Here is a 20,875-nt window from a genome sequence, read left to right as displayed (position 1 = left end):
GTGTCCAACTGGCGTGGCAGAGGTACTCGATTTCCCCGCGGCGACGCGTGGCCCCGCTGTGCGGCCACCCGTCCGGCCCGTCCGTCCCCGTGTGGCCGGCCCGGCCGGTGGCATGCCGGTGATCGCGCCGATGCCCGCAGCGCGGCCGGCCCGCATTCCGAACCAGCGCGACGGCGCGGACGGGGACGCGGTGGCGGCGGGTACCACCGTCGACCACCTCACCGAGACGTACCGGACGCACTACCGGTCGCTGCTCGGCCTCGCCGCGCTCCTCCTCGACGACACCGCCTCCTGCGAGGACGTCGTCCAGGAGGCCTTCATCCGCGTCCACTCGGCGCGCAAACGCGTCCGTGACCCGGAGAAGACCCTGGCGTACCTGCGTCAGACCGTCGTCAACCTCTCGCGCTCGGCGTTGCGCCGCCGCATCCTCGGACTCAAGCTGCTCTCCAAGCCCATGCCGGACATGGCGAGCGCGGAGGAGGGCGCCTACGACCAGCTGGAGCGCGACTCCCTGATCAAGGCGATGAAGGGACTGCAGCGCCGCCAGCGCGAGGTGCTCGTCCTGCGCTACTTCGCCGACATGACCGAGGCACAGGTCGCCGAGACGCTCGGGATATCCCTGGGCTCGGTCAAGGCGTACGGATCACGCGGCATCGCGGCGCTCAGGGTGGCCATGGAGGCACCGGCATGAGCGACGGCGACGACGAACGGCGCGCCGCCCGCGACGAGCACGGACCCCGGGAAGGGACCGCACCGACCGGACCTGCCGAGCCACCGTCCGGACCTGCCGGGCCACCGTCCGGGCCTGCCGGGCCACCGTCCGGGCCTGCCGGGCCCGCCGGGCAAGAACCGTCGAAGTACACGCACGCTGGGAACGGAACTGTGAACAACGGCCCCGCCGAACAGGGCCCCGACACTCAGGGGCCTGACAGGCTCGACGGGCTCGGCTCCGACGAGCTGGCCCTGCGCAGAATGCTCCACCAGGCCGTCCAGGACGTGAAGCCGAGCGACGGCACCCTGGACCACCTGCGCCGCGCGGTCCCCGCACGGCGGGCCCGCAAGCGCCAGGCCGTCGTCGGTATGGCGGCCGCCGCACTCTTCATCGGCACGGCGGTCCCGGCCCTCGTGCACGTCTCGAACGCCACCGGGCCGGGGGCCGACCCGTCCGTCGCGGGACACGCCTCGCAGGCCCAGGGCGGTACCTCCCAGGGCAAGGACCCGGCCGGCGGGCAGAGCGGCATCGCCGGCTCCGCGGGCACGGCCGAGGGCAAGGAAGAGAGCGACCCCGAGAAGACGCCCACGGACAAGGAGAGCGGTGCCGCGACGGGCTCCGCCCCCGGCACCGGCCCCTCCGCCAGCGCCGCCGCCGACATCCCCGCGTGCACGGCGAAGCAGCTCGGCCCGGCCGTCGCGAGCAGCGCCGCCCCCGACTCGACGGGTGTGGTCTACGGCTCCTTCCGCGTCACCAACGTCTCCGCGGACGGCTGCACCGTCGCCGGACCCGGCAGCGTGGTCGCCACCGCGCAGGGCGCGGCGGACGCCGCCGACATCGGCACGGCACGGCACGTCGCGGGGGACGCAGCGGCGGGACTGCCCGACCCGTCCCTGGAGAACGCCGCACTGACACTGCCGTCCGGCTCCGCGTACGAGGTGCAGTTCGCCTGGGTGCCCTCGGAGACCTGTCCCACCACCGGCGGCACCACGGGAGGCGGCACCGGCGGACCCACGGCCGACCCCTCGCCCACCCAGCCCACGGCAGCCACGGGCGGCACCCCCACCGGCGCCGACGACACCGGCACCACGACCCAGCTGCTCACCGAGGACGGCCCGGCCGAGGGAAGCGTGTCGGTGACCTACACCCCGGAGGGCGGCTCGGGCTCGGCGACGGCCACCGTGTCCAACGCCTGTGCGGGAACGGTGTACTGGACGGGCGTGCTGGCGGGGACGGAGTAGGGCGGGCCGGCCTGCCCCCCCCCCCCCACGGCTGGGCCTGGGCTGCACTGCCGGGCCTGCGTTCCGTGGTCCGGCGTACGTTCCACGGTCCGACCTGTGCTTCTCCGTCGGACCCCGCGCTTCCCGGTCCGGCCCGGGCCGCGCCGCCGGGCCCGCGCTCCACGGCGCGGCCGGCGGCCGGCGGCCGGTGTCAGACGCCGGACGGGCTGGGGTGCGGCTCCGGCTCCGACTCCGGCTCCGACTTCGGCTCCGACTTCGACTTCGGCTCCGACTTCGACTTCGGCTCGTCCTCCGGGGCGAGGCCGAGTTCCGCGTCGCGGGCGAGTTCGACCTCGCGGCGCAGCAGCCGGAACCACATGAAGATCACGAAGCCGACGAAGGCGAACCACTCGGCGGTGTAGCCGAGGTTCTGGAACGCCTTCAGGTCCAGTCCCGTGCCCTGCGGCGCGGTCACGGGTACGGCCCGCATCCCGGAGTCGCCCTCGTTGAGCGTGACCCACGCGTCGTACACGTCGTACGGCACGAGGTTCAGCAGCGTCGCCGCGCTGATCGCGCCGGTCTGCCCGGCCGGCCACCCGGAACGTCCGCTGACGCCGTTGCTGCCGGGCGACTCGGCCGCCTGGAGCGCTCCGGTGACGGTGATCTCGCCGGTGGGCGGGGCCGGGGCCTTCGCCGGGTCGGGCTCGCCGGGCAGCCAGCCGCGCACGACCGGCAGCGCTTCACCCGAGTCGGTGCGCAGCAGCGTGAGGACGTAGAAGCCGTCCCGGTCGTCCAGCTTCCGCTCCGGGACGAGCAGCTGGTCGGCGTACCGGCCGCGCACGGTGGTCTGCTCGCCGACCGTCGCCTTGTCCACCGGCAGCATCTCCGCCAGCGGACGGGCCGCCTCGCGGCGGGCCGGGTCCTGTTCGGTGGTCGTGGTCTCGTGGTCCTGCACCCGGTCCTCGAACCGGCCGAGCTGCCACGAACCCATGAAGATGCAGAAGGGGATGGCCAGGACGACGAAGACGTTGATCCCCCACCATCGGGGCGTCAGCAGAAACCGGTACACGCCCCCCACGGTACGGGGCGTGGCCCCGCGACCCGGCCGCGGGGCTGTGGAAAAGCGTCGGAGCGGGCTGGGGCGGGCGAAGTTTTCCACAGGCTGGGGATCTGATCCGCACGTCGTCACCGGGTCGGGGCAGTATGGGGCCATGACTGAGAGCAACGGGTCCGCGTCGTCGGACCAGCGGCGGGGACAGAACGGCCGGCAGGACGAGAGCACCGAGCGTATGCCCGACTGGGAGAGGCGGTTCCGGGCGCCCCGGGTGTCGCTGCCCGACTGGGCCGAGGACGCCCCGGACCGCTCCCTGTTCGTGTCGAACGCGACGGGGACGTACGAGCTGTACGCCTGGGACCGGTCGACCGGCGAGCAGCGCCAGGTCACGGACCGGCCCAACGGGACGACGGACGGGGTGCTCTCACCGGACGGCGACTGGATCTGGTGGTTCGACGACAAGGACGGCGACGAGTTCGGCGTCTGGCGCCGGCAGCCCTTCCCGGGCGGCGAGGACGAGCTCGCCGTGCCGGGCCTCGACCCCTCCTACCCGGCGGGCCTCGCCCTCGGCCGGGACGGGCGTACGGCGGTGATCGGCCGCTCGACCGACGAGGACGGTACGACGATCCACCTCGCGTACGCGGGCGGACCCCCGGCGGAGATCTACCGGCACCGCGAGTCCGCGGGAGTCGGCGACCTCTCCCACGACGGCACGCTGATCGCGATCGAGCACACCGAGCACGGCGACGCCATGCACTCGGCGCTGCGCGTCCTGCGCCCCGACGGCACGACGGTCGCCGAGCTGGACGACACGAAGGGCGGCGAGGAGGAGCTGGGCCTGGAGGTGCTCGGCTTCGCACCGGTCGACGGTGACACCCGCCTGCTCATCGGCCACCAGCGCCGGGGCCGCTGGGAGCCCCTGGTGTGGGACGTGGCGACGGGCGAGCAGACCGACCTCGCCCTGGAGCTGCCCGGTGACGTCAGCGCCGAGTGGTACCCGGACGGCAGCGGCCTGCTGATCGTGCACGGCTTCGAGGCCCGCAGCGAGCTGTTCCGCTACGACCTGGCCGAACGCGAGCTGGTGGAGATCGCGACCCCGGCCGGCACCGTCTCCGGGGCGACGGCCCGCCCGGACGGCAGCGTGGAGTACCTGTGGTCCTCGGCCGCCGAGCCGTCGGCGGTGCGCTCGACGACCGGCCGGGTCGTCCTGGACCCGCCCGGCATGAAGTCGCCCGGCTCGGTACCGGTGGAGGACGTGTGGGTGGAAGGGCCGGGCGGCCGCATCCACGCCCTGGTCCAGAAGCCCGCCGGCACGACCGGACCGCTCCCGACGGTCTTCGAGATCCACGGCGGCCCCACCTGGCACGACAGCGACTCCTTCGCCGCCGGCCCCGCCGCCTGGGTCGACCACGGGTACGCGGTGGTCCGCGTCAACTACCGCGGCTCCACCGGGTACGGCCGCGCGTGGACCGACGCGCTCAAGCACCGGGTGGGTCTCATCGAGCTGGAGGACATCGCGGCGGTGCGCGAGTGGGCGGTCACCTCCGGCCTCGCGGACCCCGCCCGCCTGATCCTCACCGGGGGTTCCTGGGGCGGCTACCTCACCCTCCTCGGCATCGGCACCCAGCCCGAGGCGTGGACGCTGGGCATCGCCGCCGTCCCCGTCGCCGACTACGTCACCGCGTACCACGACGAGATGGAGGGCCTGAAGGCCCTCGACCGCACCCTGCTCGGCGGCACCCCCGAAGAGGTCCCCGACCGCTTCGAGGCATCCTCCCCGCTGACCTACGTCGACCAGGTCAAGGCCCCGGTCTACATCTCGGCGGGGGTCAACGACCCGCGCTGCCCGATCCGCCAGGTCGAGAACTACGTCAAGCGCCTGGAGTCCAGGAACGCGGTCCACGAGGTGTACCGGTACGACGCGGGGCACGGGTCACTGGTGGTGGACGAGCGGATCAAGCAGGTCCGGCTGGAACTGGACTTCGCGGCGAGGCACTTGCCCCAGAGCTAGCCGCTCGGCCGGCCGAGGCGCTCCGTGGAGGCCTTCTGGCCGGCCGAGGGGGGTGGGTGGACAGGGGCCGGGGGGTCGGGAGGTGGAGTCCCCAGGGGGGCGGAGGTGAACCCTCTGGTGGGCCCGGGGGTCCGGGGGTCCGGGGGTCCGGGGTCCGGGGGTCCGGTGGGCCCGATGGGTCCGGTGGGTCCGGTGGGCCTGGTGGGCCTGGTGGGTCCGGTGGGTCCGGGAGGGTCCGGGAGGGGCCGGGGGTCCGGTGGGCCCGATGGGTCCGGCGGGCCTGGTGGGTCCGGTGGGCCTGGTGGGTCCGGTGGGCCTGGTGGGTCCGGTGGGTCCGGGAGGGGCCGGGGGTCCGAGGTTCGAAGGTTTCGGGAGTTTCGGGGATCTGGACTCCGGGAGTCCCGGGGGCGGAGCCGGGACGGAGCCCTGGCGGGAGCGTAGGGGGCCTACGCCCGTAAGGGGCAGCGCCCCTACACGTCCGTCCGCTGCCGTGTCCGCCGCCCCAGCAGCTCCGCCAGCCCCTGCCGTGTGGCCGCCAGCACCACCCGGTCCTCGGCCCGCAGCACGTACGTGTCGGGCAGCTCCCACACCAGCCCCGTGTCCGCCGCCCCGCGCTCACCGGAGACCTCCAGCGCCAGCACCCGCCACGCCCCCGCGCGGAACGCCTCACCGACCGTCTTCCCCTCCAGCTGCGGATGCCCGGCCACCTCCACCGCCGCGAACAGCAGCACCCGCCGCTCGACGGGGATCGCCCCGAGGATCTGGCGGCCCATCATCGCCCCGGCGAACGCGGGCGCGGACAGGTGGGTCACACTGCGGCTCCGGGTGAGCGCGCCCGGGTGCGCGGCCCGCAGGGTGCGGTACACGGCGGTCGCGAAGTCGTCGTCGTACAGGCGCAGCACCACCCGCAGTCCGGACCGTACGGAGCGGGCGTACAGCACGGCTTCCAGGTTGGTCGTGTCCACACTGGTCAGGGCGAGCAGGGAGTGCGCGCGGTGGATCTTCGCGGCCTCCAGGACGCCCTCCTGGGTGACGTCCCCGAGCACCACCGGCACCCGCAGCCGCCGCGCGGTCGCCATGCCCCGCGCCTCGGGGTCGGCCTCGACGCACACCACGGGGATGTCCATCTCCCGCAACCGGGTCAGCACACGGGTGCCGATCTTGCCGAGACCGAGCAGGACGACGTGCCCGCCGAGCCCGCGCGGCGGCTTCCGCACCGTCGAGGCGCTGCGGAAGGTCCCGAGGGCCTCGAGCACGGCGGCCAGCAGTACCGGCAGCAACAGCAGTCCGACGAAACCGGACAGCAGCTGGAGCACCTGCCGCCCGGAATCCTTGTTGTGGGCGGGCTCGTTGATGGAGAAGAGATCGAGCAGGGTCACGTACGTGGCGTGCAGCGGATGGTCCCCGGTGACCATCATCAGCGCCACCGCGAGCGCGACCACGCAGGCCCCCAGGCCCGCCAGCGACCACCGCAGCCGCCGCGAGAACAGCTCGCCGAACGGGGGCACACCGGCACGCGCGGTGGGCAGTGGGGGACCGGAGTACGAGACCTGCTCCAGGACGACGGTGCCGCGCCCGGTGGCCGCCTCCACCGCCGCCGCGTCGGGCAGCAGTTGCGGCGCCTGCTCGCCGCTGCCCTCCGAACCGTCCGCGCCGGCCGGGTCGTTGCTCGTCGCGGAGAGCAGCGCGAGGGTGCACAGTCCCGGATCGGCCACCTCGCCGGGACGCGGCGGCTGCCGTTCCACCGCGCGCAGCAGCAGCCCGTCCGCTTCGACGACCTTGCTGGTGCCGACGAGCGCGGTCGCGGCCAGCGCGGGTGCGGCCGTGTCGGCGTCGGACAGCACGGTCGTGGAGGTTCCGGCGCCGTCGAGTCCCGGCGCCCGAGCGTCGCCGGTCGCCAACGCGGCGCTCTGGTCGAGGAGTTCCTCGATGTGCCGGCCGAGCCGCCGGTTGTACAGGCGCAGGACCAGGCGCAGCCGAGGGTTGAGGCGGCGGGCGGTCAGGGCGGCGCGGATGTTGGTCTCGTCGTCGTCGTACACGAGGGCCAGCGCGGCGGCCCGGTCCACGCCGGCCTCCGCGAGTACGGCGTCGGTCGGCTCGGCGGCCTCCAGTTCACGGCCGGTGCCGTTCGGATCGCCGCTGCCCGGTTCCGCGTTGCCCGACCGGTTGACGGCCGCGCTGACCATGCCCCGCAGCGCCGCCGAGGCCGCGCGGGCCCGCCCGACCACCGGCTGCCGCACCCGGCTCCCGGAGGGCGGGACGACGAGGGTGACCTGTTCGCGGTACACGCCGCGCAGTTCGGCGGCCAGCCGGTGTGCCAGTCCGTCGTCGCCGCACACCACCATGTGCGCGTACGCGTCACCCTGCGGAACCTGGTGCGGAACGCTCCCTGTTCGAGTCCCCATTTGAAAGAGGACAGTACCGGCGCCGGGTGCGGTTCCAGGAGTCCCCGAGGAGAGGGGAGAGAAGCGAAGGGCGGCATTAAAGACGCGTAAAGATTGCCGGAACACGGCAATGACGCGATTCCTCCGGCGCGTGTGACGATTCGTTTCACCGAAGCTCAGCGACGGGCGAGAGGGGGACGGCACGGATGGCCTGGTTTCTCGGGCTGGGTGTCACGGGGGTCGTGCTGCTCGCCCTGTCGCTGGTCTTCGACGGACTGCTGGAAGGCGCGTTCAACACAGCGTTGGACGGCGTCCTGGAGGGGTGGCTGTCACTGCCGGTCGTCGCCGGGTTCGTGGCGATGACCGGCTTCGGCGGCGCCATCGCCCTCGGCACCGGCTGGACCGGCCCCGCGGGGGCCGCCGGGGCCGGCGCGGCCGCCGGCGCGGGGGCCGGCTGGCTGACGTACCGCTTCAGCCGAGCGCTGATGCGCGACCGGACGGCTGTCACACCCCGTGCGGACGACCTGCTCGGCACGTCCGGCAAGGTGGTGACCGCGATTCCCGCGGACGGTTTCGGTGAGGTGCTGCTCCGGCTCGCCGGCCAGCCGCTGAAGTGCGCGGCGCGCAGTGCGGAGCCGGTGGCGCGCGGCGCCGAGGTGTGGGTCGAGGCGGTGCCGACCGGTACGTCGGTCGTGGTGCGGCCGGTGGACCGCTGAGCGGGCCCCGCCCTTCTCTGCTCCGTCGTCCCAGTTCCCTCCGATCGGTTCCCTCCTCTGGGTTCCTTCCTCTCCGTTCCTTCTTTTCCGTGCTCTGTGATTCGGGGGCGTTGCCATGAGTCCTGTCGTCATCGCGGTGCTGGGAGTCGTCGTACTCCTGGTGCTGCTCGCGCTGGTGGTGGTCAGCCGCTACAAGGTGGCCGGCCCGAGTGAGGCGTTCATCGTCACGGGACGGCGCGGCAAGAAGTCCACCGATCCGGAGACGGGCCGTGTGTTCACCGACAACAGCGGCCAGAAGGTCGTGGTCGGCGGCGGTGTGTTCGTCGTGCCGTTCGTGCAGCAGCGGTTCACGCTCGACCTCTCCTCGCGGCACATCCCGGTCGCCGTGCGTGGCGCGGTGACGCTGCGCGGGGTGAAGGCCAACCTGGAAGGCGTCGCGATCGTCAAGGTCGGCGGCACGGAGGACGCGATCCGCGCGGCGGCGCAGCGGTTCCTGATGCAGCAGGACGGCATCGTCGGCTTCACCCAGGAGGTGCTGTCCGGCGCGCTGCGCGCGATCGTCGGCCGGATGTCCGTGGAGGACGTCATCCGGGACCGGGCCGCGTTCGCCGGGCAGGTCGCCGAGGAGGCGGAGGCGAGTCTGTCCGGGCAGGGCCTGGTGCTGGACGCCTTCCAGATCCAGGACATCACCACCGAAGGCTCCTATCTGGAGGACCTCGGCCGTCCCGAGGCGGCGCGGGCCCGGCAGGAGGCCGACATCGCCGAGGCCGTGGCCCGGCGGGCCGCCGAGCAGGCGCGGCTGAAGGCCGAGGAGGAGATCGCGGTCGCGCAGCGGACCCTCTACCTGAAGCAGGCCGAGATCAAGGCCGAGACCGATCAGGCGTCGGCCCGTGCCAACGCGGCGGGACCTCTCGCCGAGGCGGCCCGTGAACAGGACATCCTCGCCGAGCAGGAGAAGGTCGCCGAGCGGCAGGCCGCGTTGAAGGACCGGCAGCTGGACACCGAGGTGCGCAAGCCCGCCGACGCCCAGCGGTACGCCGCCGAGCAGGAGTCGGAGGCCCGCCGGGTGGCGCGGGTGAAGCAGGCGGAGGCGGAGCGGGCGGCCGAGATCGCCGCCGCCCAGGCGGAGGCCGAGCGGGCCCGGCTCACCGGTGAGGGCGAGAAGCAGCGGCGTGGCGCGCTGGCCGAGGCGGAGGCCATCGAGGGCCTCAGGCAGGGTGAGGCCGAGCGTTCCCGGCGTGCGGCGATCGCCGAGGCCGTACGGCTGGAGGGCGAGGCGGAGGCCGCGGCGATCGGCGCCAAGGGCGCGGCGGAGGCCGAGGCGATGCGGCAGAAGGCCGACGCGTTCGGGCAGTACGGCGACGCGGCCGTGCTCCAGATGCTGGTCGAGGTGCTGCCGCAGGTGGTGGCCAAGGCGGCCGAGCCGCTCGCGGCCGTGGACAAGATGACGGTCATCTCGACGGACGGCGCGAGCCGGCTGTCGCGCACGGTCGCCGACAACGTGGCGCAGGGCATGGAACTCCTGGGCTCCACCACGGGCGTCGACCTGGCGGCCCTGCTGAAGAACATCACCGGGCAGGACGCGAAGGCGACGGACGGGCCGCCGGGGCAGGCGGCCGGGCCGGAGCAGGCGGACCGGGCGGACCGGCCGGGCCCGCAGCTCAACGGCAAGGTGGAGATCACGGGCTGACCACCGGGCTGACCGCCGGGAGGGCCGCCGTGCGAGCTGGTCCCCGGGCGGGCGCCGGTCCCCGCGTGGGCCGGACCGCTCAGATCTCCTGGGCGGGCCAGCCCAGCAGCCGGGCCCCGATGACCGCGGTCTGCAGGGTGTAGCGGTGCACCGGGTCGGCGGGGTTGGCCCCGGTCAGCTGGTGGATGCGGTCCAGCCGGTAGGTCAGGGCCCGGACGCTGAGCGTCAGCCGCCGGGCCGCCGCGGCCGCGGTGCAGCCGGTGTCGAAGTACGCCTCCAGGGTCCGCAGCAGCGGCTCGGCACCACCGCGGGCCTCGCGCAGCGGACCCAGCACGCTCAGCACGAGGTCGGCCATGGCCTGCCGGTCGCGGGTGAGCACCGGGTAGACGAGCAGGTCGGCGGCGCGCAGCACGGGCTCGTCGAGTTCCAGCCGCTCGGCGAGCTCCAGGGTGCTCAGCGCCTCCTCGTAGCTGTGCACCACGCCGCCCGCGCCGGTCTGGGGGCGTCCGATGGCCACCCGGCTGCCGTCCGTGGCGGCGTACGCCTGCTTGGCGAAGAAGGTGAGGACATCGTCCTGGTCACCGGGCGCGATGCAGATGAGCTGCCCGTTCTTGGTGGTGATCAGGATGCGGCGGTCGCCGAAGCGGGAGATCAGCGAGGTCTCGACGAGCCGGGTGACCAGGGCGGTGTCGTCGTACGCCTCCGGCCCCTCCGCCACCGCGACCGCGTGGGCGCGGGAGAGGACGAGTCCGAAACGCTCGGCCCGTTCGGCGAGCCGGCCCAGATCGCTGCGCCCGTAGAGAAGGTCGTCGATGAACTCACGCCGTGCCGCCTCCTCCTGCCGTACGGCGAGACGCTGGGCACGTTCGTATCCCTCGGCGAAGGCGTCGACGGCCTGGGCGACGGCGGCGAGCACACTGTCCGCGACGCCGGTGGTGGAGGCCGCCGTACCGCCGGGCCAGGACGCGCGCGTGGCGTCCAGGTGCAGCCGTACGAGACTGCGCAGACTGTGTCCCGCCTCCGCGGCCTGCTCACCGTAGAGCCGCCGTTCCTCCAGCTCGCCCCGATTGAGCCGGCGCCCTGTGTCGGCGACCTCCGCGAGGATCTCGGAGTACCCGGTCAGGTACGTCTCCTGCCGATCGGCCAACTGGTCCGTCACCCCGCGCCTCCCCCTGCCGTTCACGCCCCGTGCGCGGTGTCCGGCAACGTGAGAGTAGTCAAGGCTGCCGGAAACCGGCAACGCGTCAAGGCCTGTTCAGCGGCTGCCCTCCGTCGGTCGTCCACTCACCCGGCTACCGGCTACCGGCTACCGGCTACCGGCCACCGGTCACCGGCGCCGGCCCACTCGTGCACCGGTCACCGGCGCCGGCCGCTCGGCACCGGCTGCCGGCGCAGGCAGCCGACCGCCGGCGCACCGGCTGCCGGGCCTCACGGCCGCTGGTACGGCTGCTGCTGCGACTGCCCGTACGTCTGGCCGCCCTGACCTCCCTGGCCGCCGCTCACGGCCTGCGTCTGGAGCTGTTCCGCCTGCTCCTTGGTCACCTTCTGCTCGGCGCCGCAGAAGGTGCACTGCGTCAGGTACTTCGTGGAGAACGGGAACAGCGGCACGAAGAACAGCGTGAACTTCGTGACGCGCTTGCGCAGAGTGTGCGCGGAGGGGTTGCCGCACTGGCCGCACACCAGCGTCAGTATCGCGAGCTGGTAGAGGTATCCCTTGGTGCCGAAGATGATCACGAGACGGTCCTTCCCGGGTCGGTCCCCCGCGGGCACGCAGGGCACAGGCACGCAGATCCTCTCCCAGATTGCGCCGGGGCGGGGGCGGGAGGCCACCCGCGACCCGTGTCACTCCACGGTGTCCGCGCCCCCGGCCTCCCAGCGCAGCAGGTCTCCCGGCTGGCACTCGAGTACGTCGCAGAGCGCGGCGAGCGTCGTGAAGCGCACCGCCTTGGCGCGGCCGTTCTTCAGTACGGCCAGGTTGGCGGGGGTGATGCCGACACGTTCCGCGAGCTCGCCCACGGACATCTTGCGCTTCGCCAGCATCACGTCGATGTCGACGACGATCGGCATCAGATCACCTCTGCCAGCTCGTCCCGCATCCGTGCGGCTTCGACGTCGCGCGCGACGGCCTGGGCGAGCAGCATCCGCAGGACGAGCACGACCAGCGCGACGCCCAGGATCGCCACGACGACCCCGCCCAGCAGGAGGACGACGCCGGGCGCGACCGCCTCACCCGGCGCCAGGACGACCCCGAGCGCGAACACCAGGAGCGCGGCCGCGACGAAGGCGCCGATGACGACATGCACGTACCGGAAGGCGTCGAGGGAGAACACGGTGCCGCGTCGCACCATCGTCACCAGCCGCCAGACGCAGACCAGGACGACCTGGGCCGCCGCGGCGCCCAGGACGACGATCAGGAACACCGGCGTGCGTACGGCCGCGAGAGCGGCGTCGGGATCACCCGATCCGGACGCCAGCAGCCGGATCAGCACCACCTGGATAAACACCGAGCCGGCGAGCAGCACCCCGACCACGCCGCGCAGCGCGACCACCGTCAGCTGTCCCATGGCCTCTCCTTCGATCGTTTCACGATGGAAAGCTATCGAGAATCGATAGGTGCGGCAAGGTGGGAGGCAAGGTGGGGGCAAAGCGGCGGGCCAAGGTGACGGTGACCGGCGGGGCGGCGAGCACGACGCGTACGGCCCGCGCTCCGCGCTGCTACAGGTCGCATCCGGTCGCTTTTGGGTTCCGTACCGGATAGTGCCCACCGCCCGACGGAGGCGACGCTGGAGTCGGCCCGCCCACCCTTTCCCGGACAGGCCGGGCCGGGTCGGCCACGTATGCGCGGCTGCGCCACTTCGCCCTGGTGTGATCGTGACGTTCCCACCTCGCAAGGAGAGCAGATGGCCCGCCCGACCGTCGCCTGCCCGGGGCCCCGCGCCGGGAGGAGGACGCCGTGCCCGGATCCGACGACCAGCGCCTCGGCGAGATCGCGTCCCGCCTGCACCGCGACGACCCCCGGTTCGCCCGCGCCCTCGGCGCCGGCCGACCCCTCCGGCCACGCGAGTACCGCCGCGTCCGGGTCTGGCTGCTGCTCGCCACCGCCCTGGCGGCGCTGGGCGCCGGCATCGCCCTGGCCCACGGGCTGCTCATCGCCACCGGCCTGGTCCTCGCCGGGATCGCCGGGGAACTCTTCGACCCGCACCGGCGGACACGCGGCGACCGGCGTCCTCCGCCCCGCGCCTGACGCGGGGGGCGGCTCCGGGGGCGGCTTCGGCGACCGCCTCGGCCTCGGCTTCGGTGGCGACTTCAGCGGCCTCGGCGACGGCCTTGGTGGCGGCCCCGGCGCCCGTCAGCCCGCCCCGGACGGCTCGGGGCCCGGCCGATGACCCTGCCCGAGCTCTACCTGACCCTGCTGATCGGCGGCACGGTGCTGCTGGCCAGCATCGCCGCCGCCCGCGCCGCCCACCGTGTCGGCCTGCCCAGCCTGCTGCTGTTCCTCGCGGTCGGCGTCGTCGCCGGCGAGGACGGGCTCGGCCTGGACTTCGACGACGCGCAGCTGGCCCAGGCGCTGGGCACCGCCGCCCTGGCGGTCATCCTCGTCGAGGGCGGCCTGACCACCCGGTGGAGCGACGTCAGGCGCCTGCTCGCCCCCGCCGGCGTGCTCGCCACCGCGGGGGTGGCCGTCTCCGTCGCGGTGACCGCCGCCGGCGCGCACTGGCTGCTGGGCATGGACTGGCACCTGGCTCTGCTGCTCGGCGCCATCGTGTCCTCCACCGACGCCGCGGCGGTCTTCGCCGTACTGCGTTCGCTCCCCCTGCCGCAGAAGGTGACGGGGCTGGTGGAGGCCGAGTCAGGGTTCAACGACGCCCCCACCATCATCCTGGTCCTGATCTTCTCCACCACCACCGCCGGCGACCTGCCCGGCCCCGGCCCGGTCGTCGGCAACCTGCTCTACCAGCTCGTGGCCGGCGGCACGCTCGGGGTACTGACCGGCCGCCTGGGAGCCGCCGCGCTGCGGCACATCGCGCTGCCCGCCACCGGCCTGTACCCGCTCGCCACGGTCGGGTTCGGCATCGTCGCCTTCGCCGCGGCCGGAGCGGTGAACGCCAGCGGCATCATCGCCGCCTACCTGTCCGGCCTCGTCCTCGGCAACGCCGAACTGCCGCACCGCGCCGCCACCCGCTCCTTCGCCGAAGGCGCCGGCTGGCTGGCCCAGATCGGCCTGTTCGTCATGCTCGGCCTGCTCGTCGACCCGAGCGAACTGCCCTCCGCGATCCTCCCCGCGCTCGTCGTCGGCACGGTCCTGCTGCTGGCCGCCCGCCCCGTCTCCGTCCTCCTCTGCCTCCTCCCCTTCCGCGTCCCCTGGCGCGAACAGGCGTTCATCTCCTGGGCGGGCCTGCGCGGCGCGGTGCCCATCGTGCTCGCCACCTTCCCGATCGTCGAAGGGGTCACGGGCGCACGCGACGTACTGAACATCGTGTTCGTCCTCGTCGTCCTCTTCACCCTCGTCCAGGGCCCCACCCTGCCCGCCGCCGCCCGGCGCCTCCGGCTGACCCGCTCCGACGCGCTGCGCGAGATCCAGGTCGAGACCGCGCCCCTCGACGTCCTGGACGCCGACCTGCTCACCGTGGCCATCCCGCCGGGCTCCCGCCTGCACGGCGTCGCCGTCTTCGAACTGCGCCTGCCGCCCCCCACCGTCGTCACCCTGATCGTGCGCGACGGCACCACCCTCGTCCCCGACCGCGACACCGTGCTGCGCGCCGGTGACGAACTGCTGCTCATCACCACCCTCCACACCCGGGAGGCCGCGGAGCGCCGCCTGCGCGCCATCGGCCGGCGCGGCAAACTCGCCCGATGGCTCGGGGAACACGGCGCCCCGGAACCGGAGAAGGAACCAGACACCTCGCCACCCGGGTCCACGGCACGAGCACCACGCTGACGCGACCGGGAGCACGTGTACGTCGGGGTCGCGTGGAGTGGGAGCACGTGTACGTCGGGGTCGCGTGGAGCGGGAGCACGTGCACGTCAGGGCTGCGTGGAGCAGGCGGGTCGCATCGTTGCCCGCCCGCGGGCTCGTCTCGGGCGACCAGAGGCGCGCCCCCGCGACCTCTCCGCCCGGACGACGCGGGCGGAAGCGGCCGCTGCGGCGCCGGACGCCCGAGCGCCGGGCCCTGGGCGGCGGCGCCCGTAGACTCCGCGCACATGACGGACGATCTCCGGTTCACGGTCCTCGGCAGCGCGGGCCCCTACCCCCGGGCCGGGAACCCGTGCTCGGGGTACCTGGTCGAGGGCGGTGGCGCCCGGTTGTGGATGGACGCCGGCAGCGGCACGCTCGGCGCGCTGCGCGAACACACAAGCCTGGACCGGCTCGACGGAATCTGGATCTCGCATCTGCACGCGGACCACTGCGCCGACCTGCTGACCGCGTACTACGGCCTCCTGTACGCGGACATCGAACTCCGCGCGCCCGTCCCCCTCTTCGGCCCGCCGGGAATCGCGGACCGGCTCGCCGGCTTCCTCACCAACGGGCCCCGGCGGAGCCCGGTCGAGGACGCCTTCCAGGTCGTCGAGCTGCGCGACCACCACCGCGCCCTGGTCGGCGGGCTCGCGCTGACCAGCCGGGCGGTGACGCACGGGATGCCCGCGTTCGGGGTCCGGATCGAGACCGAGGACGGAGCCTGCCTCGCCTACTCCGGCGACACCGCCCCGTGCGAGGCGCTCACAGCGCTCGCCGACGACTGCGCGGTGCTGCTGTGCGAGGCGGACTACGTACGCGCGCCCCAGGCCGGCACCGAGGCCGTGCACCACACCCCGGAGCAGGCGGGCGAGAGCGCGGCCACCGCCGGAGCGCGGCGCCTGGTCGTCACCCACCTCGGGCCGTCCCTGGAACCGGCGGAGGCGGTGACCCGGGCGGGTGCGCGCTGCACCGGCCCCGTGGAGTACGCCGCGCCCGGCCGCACCTTCGGGGTGCCCGGGAGGAGTCGCTGACGAGCGTCAGGGGTGTGTGTCGGCGACCTTGACGCCGTAGCCGATCAGCACGACGGCGTCCTCCCGGGGCCTGGGGCCCGGGGGTGGGGGCGTGTGGTCACCGCGCCCGCATTCATCTACGGTATTGCATGGATATATGGAGGATGCCCATGCCGGAGAGCACGAAGAGCGGGACGAAGACGCTGCTGTACGAGGCGTTCGCGGCCAGTGGCAAAGCGCTGGCCAGCGGAAAGCGGCTGGAGCTGCTGGACCTGCTGGCCCAGGGCGAGCGGACCGTGGACGCGCTCGCGAAGGCGGCCGGGCTGAACCTGACGACCGCGTCGGCGCACCTGCAGATCCTCAAGCAGGCCGGGTTCGTCTCGACCCGCCGCGAGGGGGTCCGCATCCACTACCGGCTGGCCGGTGACGACGTCGCGCAGCTCTTCGCCCTGCTGCGCAAGGTCGCCGAAGCCCACCAGGCCACCGTCCCCGCCGCCCGTGACGCCCACCTCGGCGAGCACGCCGCCGCCGAAGTGCCCCGAGAGGAGCTGCGCGCCCGGGTGGCGGCCGGAGGCGTCGTCGTACTGGACGTGCGGCCGGTGGAGGAGTACCGGGCGGGGCACATTCCGGGCGCGCTCTCCATCCCGGTCGAGGAGCTGGCCGAGCGCATCGACGAGCTGCCCCAGGACGCCGAGATCGTCGTGTACTGCCGTGGCGAGTACTGCGTCCTGGCCTACGACGCCGTACGGCTGCTGACGGACCTCGGCCGCCGAGCGGTCCGCCTCAACGACGGCATGCTGGAGTGGCGCCTGTCGGAGCTGCCCGTCGACGCCGCGGACCTGGCATGAACGCTCCGGCCGACCGGCTGCCGCCTTCTTCGGCGACCACCGCGGGGGTGACCACGGCGACCCCCACCGCGACCCCGACGGCGGCCACCACCGCGACCCCGACGGCGGCCACCACCGCGACCCCGACGGCGGCCATCACGGCGGCCGCGGCTTCGCCGACAGTGTGGTCCGTGTGCCCGTCGGCCCGGAGCACGCCACCGACCTGATCGCCGACCGCGCTCAGGCCCTCGCCTCCCCGTGGACCGTCGCACCGTCCGGAGGCGGCCGGGGCCCGGGCCCCGGGTTCCCGGCCGCCGAGAGCCGGGAAGCCGCGCCCGCCCCGCCTGCCCCGCCCCGCCCCGCGAAAGGCTCCCGTGACCACTCCCGCCCACGCCGGTCCGGCCACAGACTCCGGCATACCCGATCCCGCCCCGGCGCAGCGCCGTATCCTGCGCGTCCTGGTCGCCTCCCAGGTTCTCAGCGGCGCGGGTCTCGCCGCGGGCGTCACCGTCGGCGCCCTGCTCGCTCAGGACATGCTCGGCACCACCAGCCTCGCCGGACTGCCCAGCGCGCTGTTCACCGCCGGCTCCGCGCTCGCCGCCGTCACCGTCGGCCGCATCTCCCAGGCCCGCGGCCGCCGCCCCGGCCTCGCCACCGGATACCTCACCGGCGCGATCGGTTCCGCCGGTGTCATCTCCGCCGCCGTCCTCGACAACCCCGTCCTGCTGTTCATCGCCCTGTTCGTCTACGGCGCCGGTACCGCCACCAACCTCCAGGCCCGCTACGCCGGAGCCGACCTCGCCCCGGCCGGCCACCGCGCCCGCGCCGTCTCCACCGTCCTGGTCGCCACCACCCTCGGCGGCGTCGCCGGACCCAACCTCGCCGCTCCCGCCGGCACCCTCGCCGAACACCTCGGCATCCCCCACCTCGCCGGCCTCTTCCTGCTCTCCGGCACCGCCTACGCCCTGGCCGCCCTCGTCCTCGCCCTCTGGCTGCGCCCCGACCCGCTGCTCCTGGCCCGCACCGTCGCCGCGGCACGGGAGAAGCGCACGGCCGACGTTCCGTCGCCCGGGGAGCAAGCCGCCGGCAAGGCCCCGGGGGGCGTCGTCCTGGGGGCGCTGGTGATGGTCCTGACCCAGCTCGTCATGGTCGCGATCATGACGATGACGCCGGTCCACATGCACGACCACGGCCACTCCACCGCCGCGTCCGGCCTGGTCATCGGCATCCACATCGGCGCCATGTACCTGCCCTCCCCGCTGACCGGCTGGCTCGTCGACCGCTTCGGCCGCATGAAGATCGCCGCCGCCTCGGGCATCACCCTCCTGGCCGCCGGTATCCTCGCCGCCGCGGCCCCCGGCGACTCCGTGTTCCTGCTCGCTCTCGCGCTGGCCCTGCTCGGACTGGGCTGGAACTTCGGCCTCGTGTCCGGCACCGCGATCATCACCGACACCGTGCCGCTGGCCACCCGCGCCAGGACACAGGGCCTGGTCGACGTCTCCATCGCCATCGCCGGCGCCACCGGCGGCATGGCCTCCGGCCTCGTCGTCGCCGCGGCGAGCTACCCCGTCCTCGCCCTCGCCGGCGGAGCCCTCTCCCTCGCCCTCCTGCCCGCCGTCGCCGCAACCGCCTACCGCCGGTGAGGTGTCTCCGTCGTCTTGTCGTCCCCGTCGTCGGCGAAGCCGGCCCCGGGCGGTCCCCGCAGGCCCCTGGGACCGGGCGGCAAGGCCGAGTGGATGTCCCTGCGACGGCCACTGACCGCGCGTGTTCACTCCTTGTCGTGCTCGGCAGACCACGGCGCGGTGCGCAGAGCGGCGGCATGCGGCCAGATGCGCAAGGACAGTGAGGCGAGGTACGCACTCCGCGTACGGATCCGATGCTCGTCCCAGGTGGTCGCCCACTCGCTGATGTCAGTGTCCGGCGGAGCACTGAGCAGGGTGCCGTGGGTGAGGCGCAGCAGGCTGTGCCGGCCGAGCCACTGCCGCTTGTCCTCCCAGGCCATGTTGCCCAGGGTGGGATTCAGGCGGGCGGTGACCAGGGTCAGGTTGCCGAGTGTGTGGACCAGTTCGTCGCGGTCGGCTCCTTCGGACTGATCGTTCTCGAGTGGCGGCCAGTTGTCGCGCCAGCTCTGCGGCATGACGTGCTCGATGGTCAACTTCGCACCGGCCTGCTCGCCGACGGGAACGGTGAGCTGTTCCGTGTGGTCGGTGCGCAGCTCGTCCTCCAGAGCTTCCAGGAGGATGCGTACGCTGCGGCGGACCAGGCGGGAGTAGAGGGGGTCCTGTTCCAACGAGGTACGGAAGTCGTGGTCGCTCGGCCAGTGACGGTGGTGGCCCTGCATGGCCGAGAGGGCTTCGACGACGGCCTCGTCCGCGCGGTCGGGTTGCCGGGACACGGCCGCGACCAGGTCACGGAAGACGTTGTTGTAGTCGCGGGTGCTGAGATTGAGCACCGCCCGGCGAACGAGGTAGCTGTCGACGGCACGGATCGCCCGCCGTCGGCGCTCCAGTGGCAGCACGGACTCGTCCAGGCCGTACAGGAAGAGGAGCAGGGGCATCGGGGTGGAGGTCTGAAGGACCTTCATCCGGTACAGGAACCGTCCCTCGACGCCGTGCAGCGGATGGTCGTCGATGAAGTCGTAGATCTCGGCGTACCGCGTCAGCTCGGCGAAGACCTCTTCCGTGGGCACGGCGGACGAGAGCAGCCAGCGCTCGAACTCCTTGAACAGCGCGGAGGCGGTGAACTCGCGCTGCGTACGCATCGTGAGCCAGTACGTCAGGAACACGTCGAGGCGGCTTCGCGTGATGCGGCCGGTCGTCTGTTCCATGCGCCATTCGTCCTGGTCGAAGGAGGCCCAGTACGTCTTGTAGAGCCGGTCGACGTCCGCGCCGGCACGTTCGGCGTCGCGGAACAGCAGGTTCTTGATCAGGTCCGCGTGCTCCAGCGGAGTGCCACGGCTGTTCAGCGTCTCGAAGACGACCTGCGCGTCGTCGTGCTCCTCCAGGTCGATGATGACCAGACGAAGCTGCTCCCGCAGCGCCTGCACCAGCATCCCCAGCCGCTCGTTCGGCTCAGCGGCCTCCGCCAGCCATACGTCGATCTCCTGCTGGAAGTAGGCGACGGCTTCGGCGAGCCGGCCTCCCCCGCCCTGACCGAGCATGACGGCGCGGAAATCGTCGCGGTCCGCATTGGTCGGCCAGACCTTGTAGAGGTGGTCGGGGTGCTGAGCGCGGTCGAACAGGTCCTCGTCGTTCTCCAGGAACTTGCTCAGCAGCCGTACCGAGCGCTCGTGGTGGAGAGCCGCCGCGGACAGGCGGGCCGCGAACAGGAACAGCTGTAACGTCGTCAGGCGCTGCTGACCGTCGATGACCTGCCGCGTCTCCAGGCTGGACGAAAGGTACGGGGTCTCGTCGAAGACAACCGCTCCGAGGAAATGCGGTGCCACCGTCTCCCCGGTCAGAGCCGCCTGCTCGGCCCGCTCCACGGTGCGGCGGATGTCCTCCCACAGCGCCGACCAGTTGTCGTCCCGGTTCCACACGTACGGCCTCTGGAACAGTGGCACCGTGTAACGCACGTCCCTGCCGAAGATCCGCCGCAGGTCGACCGTGTCCGCTCTCATGGCTTGGGGTCCCCTCCCTCGCGCCCGGACTCTTACCGTAGCGATCTTCGCCATGGCTGATCGGCTTGTTCCGTGAACTCCGGGTCGGTTCCGCTTCCATTTCGGCCCGAAGGACCGGACATCGGCGATGAGCCCGTCGCCGCGGCCTCACCGGTGCCCGTGACGACGCCTACGGCCGGGGCCGAGGCCATGCCCGACGACGTCCGGGACGACGTCCGGGACGGCGACGGGGCCGTCCCGGCACTCACGCCCACAGCGCGTCCGCGAAGGACACCCCGACGAACACCGCCCCCAGCCCCGCCGCCACACTGGCGACGGCGTTGGCGGCGGCGAGGAACCTCGCCCCGTCCTCGGCCAGCCGCAGCGTCTCGTAGGAGAACGTCGAGTAGGTCGTCAGCGCCCCGCACAGCCCGACGCCGAGCAGCAGCTGGAGGTGGGAGGAGGCGGCGCCCGCCAGCACGGCGCCGGACAGGAGCCCGAGGACGAAGCACCCCACGACGTTGACGGTGAAGGTCCCCCACGGGAAGACGGTGTCGTGCCGTCGCTGCACCGCCCGGTCCGTGAGATAGCGCAGCGGCGCGCCGACCATGCCTCCGACGATCACCAGGACCCAGTTCACGCGCCCTGCCCCCTGCCCACGTACCGGATGACCCCGCAGTCGTCGAGGAGCACCCG

Annotated in this window: 18 protein-coding genes; 10 read left to right on the top strand and 8 right to left on the bottom strand. The window is 73.3% G+C overall.

What is annotated here, in order from left to right; all coding sequences use genetic code 11:
- Positions 1-112: 112 nt before the first annotated feature.
- Both ACZ7G3_RS14505 and ACZ7G3_RS14500 read left to right on the top strand, forming a co-directional pair.
- Positions 113-691 carry a SigE family RNA polymerase sigma factor gene (locus ACZ7G3_RS14505; protein ID WP_398133093.1) on the top strand — a complete coding sequence of 193 codons (579 nt, stop codon included), beginning with the start codon at positions 113-115 and terminating at the stop codon, positions 689-691.
- A gap of 191 nt (positions 692-882) precedes the next feature.
- Complete coding sequence (locus tag ACZ7G3_RS14500; protein WP_470925704.1) at positions 883-1,953, top strand: hypothetical protein; 1,071 nt, start codon at positions 883-885, stop codon at positions 1,951-1,953.
- A 190-nt stretch (positions 1,954-2,143) separates the two neighbouring features.
- Here the strand turns inward: ACZ7G3_RS14500 and ACZ7G3_RS14495 are convergent, their stop codons facing one another.
- The gene (locus ACZ7G3_RS14495) at positions 2,144-3,001 is read right to left on the bottom strand and encodes an SURF1 family protein (protein ID WP_470925702.1); all 858 of its coding nucleotides are present in this window, start codon (positions 2,999-3,001) and stop codon (positions 2,144-2,146) included.
- 142 nt (positions 3,002-3,143) lie between these two features.
- Here ACZ7G3_RS14495 and ACZ7G3_RS14490 point away from each other — a divergent pair, with 142 nt between their 5' ends.
- On the top strand, positions 3,144-4,997 hold the full coding sequence (locus tag ACZ7G3_RS14490) for a S9 family peptidase (RefSeq protein ID WP_470925701.1): 1,854 nt from the start codon (positions 3,144-3,146) through the stop codon (positions 4,995-4,997).
- A gap of 470 nt (positions 4,998-5,467) precedes the next feature.
- On the opposite strand, the gene ACZ7G3_RS14485 is transcribed toward ACZ7G3_RS14490, so the two are convergent.
- On the bottom strand, positions 5,468-7,342 hold the full coding sequence (locus ACZ7G3_RS14485) for an NAD-binding protein (protein ID WP_470925809.1): 1,875 nt from the start codon (positions 7,340-7,342) through the stop codon (positions 5,468-5,470).
- A gap of 245 nt (positions 7,343-7,587) precedes the next feature.
- On the opposite strand from ACZ7G3_RS14485, the gene ACZ7G3_RS14480 reads away from it, so the two are divergent.
- Together ACZ7G3_RS14480 and ACZ7G3_RS14475 are read left to right on the top strand one after the other, a co-directional pair.
- Positions 7,588-8,097: a hypothetical protein gene (locus ACZ7G3_RS14480; RefSeq protein ID WP_470925699.1), complete on the top strand. Its 510-nt coding sequence runs from the start codon at positions 7,588-7,590 to the stop codon at positions 8,095-8,097.
- A 115-nt stretch (positions 8,098-8,212) separates the two neighbouring features.
- Complete coding sequence (locus ACZ7G3_RS14475; protein ID WP_470925697.1) at positions 8,213-9,787, top strand: flotillin family protein; 1,575 nt, start codon at positions 8,213-8,215, stop codon at positions 9,785-9,787.
- 79 nt (positions 9,788-9,866) lie between these two features.
- Here ACZ7G3_RS14475 and ACZ7G3_RS14470 read toward each other — a convergent pair whose 3' ends face one another.
- The 4 genes from ACZ7G3_RS14470 to ACZ7G3_RS14455 all read right to left on the bottom strand — a co-directional run bounded on the left by ACZ7G3_RS14470 (position 9,867) and on the right by ACZ7G3_RS14455 (position 12,351).
- Positions 9,867-10,946 (bottom strand): PucR family transcriptional regulator, encoded by a 1,080-nt coding sequence (locus tag ACZ7G3_RS14470; protein WP_470925695.1) that lies wholly within the window; start codon positions 10,944-10,946, stop codon positions 9,867-9,869.
- Positions 10,947-11,215: 269 nt separating this feature from the next.
- Positions 11,216-11,521, bottom strand: coding sequence for a zinc-ribbon domain-containing protein (locus ACZ7G3_RS14465; protein ID WP_426520793.1), 306 nt, complete (start codon positions 11,519-11,521; stop codon positions 11,216-11,218).
- A 108-nt stretch (positions 11,522-11,629) separates the two neighbouring features.
- Complete coding sequence (locus ACZ7G3_RS14460) at positions 11,630-11,854, bottom strand: helix-turn-helix domain-containing protein (RefSeq protein WP_470925694.1); 225 nt, start codon at positions 11,852-11,854, stop codon at positions 11,630-11,632.
- On the bottom strand, positions 11,854-12,351 hold the full coding sequence (locus ACZ7G3_RS14455) for a DUF2975 domain-containing protein (RefSeq protein ID WP_470925692.1): 498 nt from the start codon (positions 12,349-12,351) through the stop codon (positions 11,854-11,856). Before ACZ7G3_RS14455 ends, ACZ7G3_RS14460 begins: the two co-directional genes overlap by 1 nt.
- A gap of 389 nt (positions 12,352-12,740) precedes the next feature.
- Here ACZ7G3_RS14455 and ACZ7G3_RS14450 point away from each other — a divergent pair, with 389 nt between their 5' ends.
- The 5 genes from ACZ7G3_RS14450 (at position 12,741) to ACZ7G3_RS14430 (ending at position 18,224) form a co-directional block, all read left to right on the top strand.
- Positions 12,741-13,031: a DUF3040 domain-containing protein gene (locus tag ACZ7G3_RS14450; RefSeq protein WP_470925690.1), complete on the top strand. Its 291-nt coding sequence runs from the start codon at positions 12,741-12,743 to the stop codon at positions 13,029-13,031.
- A 138-nt stretch (positions 13,032-13,169) separates the two neighbouring features.
- The gene (locus tag ACZ7G3_RS14445; protein WP_470925688.1) at positions 13,170-14,726 is read left to right on the top strand and encodes a potassium/proton antiporter; all 1,557 of its coding nucleotides are present in this window, start codon (positions 13,170-13,172) and stop codon (positions 14,724-14,726) included.
- 263 nt (positions 14,727-14,989) lie between these two features.
- Entirely contained in the window at positions 14,990-15,775 is a 786-nt protein-coding gene (locus tag ACZ7G3_RS14440) for an MBL fold metallo-hydrolase (RefSeq protein ID WP_470925686.1), read from the top strand.
- Between the two features lie 149 nt (positions 15,776-15,924).
- A complete protein-coding gene (locus tag ACZ7G3_RS14435; RefSeq protein ID WP_470925684.1) occupies positions 15,925-16,602 on the top strand; it encodes an ArsR/SmtB family transcription factor in 678 nt (225 codons plus the stop codon).
- A 353-nt stretch (positions 16,603-16,955) separates the two neighbouring features.
- Positions 16,956-18,224, top strand: coding sequence for an MFS transporter (locus ACZ7G3_RS14430; protein ID WP_470925682.1), 1,269 nt, complete (start codon positions 16,956-16,958; stop codon positions 18,222-18,224).
- A gap of 125 nt (positions 18,225-18,349) precedes the next feature.
- On the opposite strand, the gene ACZ7G3_RS14425 is transcribed toward ACZ7G3_RS14430, so the two are convergent.
- Both ACZ7G3_RS14425 and crcB read right to left on the bottom strand, forming a co-directional pair.
- Positions 18,350-20,200 (bottom strand): DUF262 domain-containing protein, encoded by a 1,851-nt coding sequence (locus ACZ7G3_RS14425; RefSeq protein ID WP_470925680.1) that lies wholly within the window; start codon positions 20,198-20,200, stop codon positions 18,350-18,352.
- Between the two features lie 244 nt (positions 20,201-20,444).
- Positions 20,445-20,819, bottom strand: coding sequence for a fluoride efflux transporter CrcB (crcB, locus tag ACZ7G3_RS14420; RefSeq protein WP_426520762.1), 375 nt, complete (start codon positions 20,817-20,819; stop codon positions 20,445-20,447).
- Positions 20,820-20,875: the final 56 nt, after the last annotated feature.

The sequence above is a fragment of the Streptomyces sp. NPDC037271 genome (genome assembly GCF_055603605.1).
This window is presented reverse-complemented; position numbering and strand designations above follow the sequence as displayed.

Coding starts and splice junctions, on each gene's coding strand:
- ACZ7G3_RS14505 (WP_398133093.1), top strand. CDS start 113: ATGCCGGTGATCGCGCCGATGCCCGCAGCGCGGCCGGCCCGCATTCCG.
- ACZ7G3_RS14490 (WP_470925701.1), top strand. CDS start 3,144: ATGACTGAGAGCAACGGGTCCGCGTCGTCGGACCAGCGGCGGGGACAG.
- ACZ7G3_RS14485 (WP_470925809.1), bottom strand. CDS start 7,342: ATGGTGGTGTGCGGCGACGACGGACTGGCACACCGGCTGGCCGCCGAA.
- ACZ7G3_RS14480 (WP_470925699.1), top strand. CDS start 7,588: ATGGCCTGGTTTCTCGGGCTGGGTGTCACGGGGGTCGTGCTGCTCGCC.
- ACZ7G3_RS14475 (WP_470925697.1), top strand. CDS start 8,213: ATGAGTCCTGTCGTCATCGCGGTGCTGGGAGTCGTCGTACTCCTGGTG.
- ACZ7G3_RS14460 (WP_470925694.1), bottom strand. CDS start 11,854: ATGCCGATCGTCGTCGACATCGACGTGATGCTGGCGAAGCGCAAGATG.
- ACZ7G3_RS14455 (WP_470925692.1), bottom strand. CDS start 12,351: ATGGGACAGCTGACGGTGGTCGCGCTGCGCGGCGTGGTCGGGGTGCTG.
- ACZ7G3_RS14445 (WP_470925688.1), top strand. CDS start 13,170: ATGACCCTGCCCGAGCTCTACCTGACCCTGCTGATCGGCGGCACGGTG.
- ACZ7G3_RS14440 (WP_470925686.1), top strand. CDS start 14,990: ATGACGGACGATCTCCGGTTCACGGTCCTCGGCAGCGCGGGCCCCTAC.
- ACZ7G3_RS14435 (WP_470925684.1), top strand. CDS start 15,925: ATGCCGGAGAGCACGAAGAGCGGGACGAAGACGCTGCTGTACGAGGCG.
- ACZ7G3_RS14425 (WP_470925680.1), bottom strand. CDS start 20,200: ATGAGAGCGGACACGGTCGACCTGCGGCGGATCTTCGGCAGGGACGTG.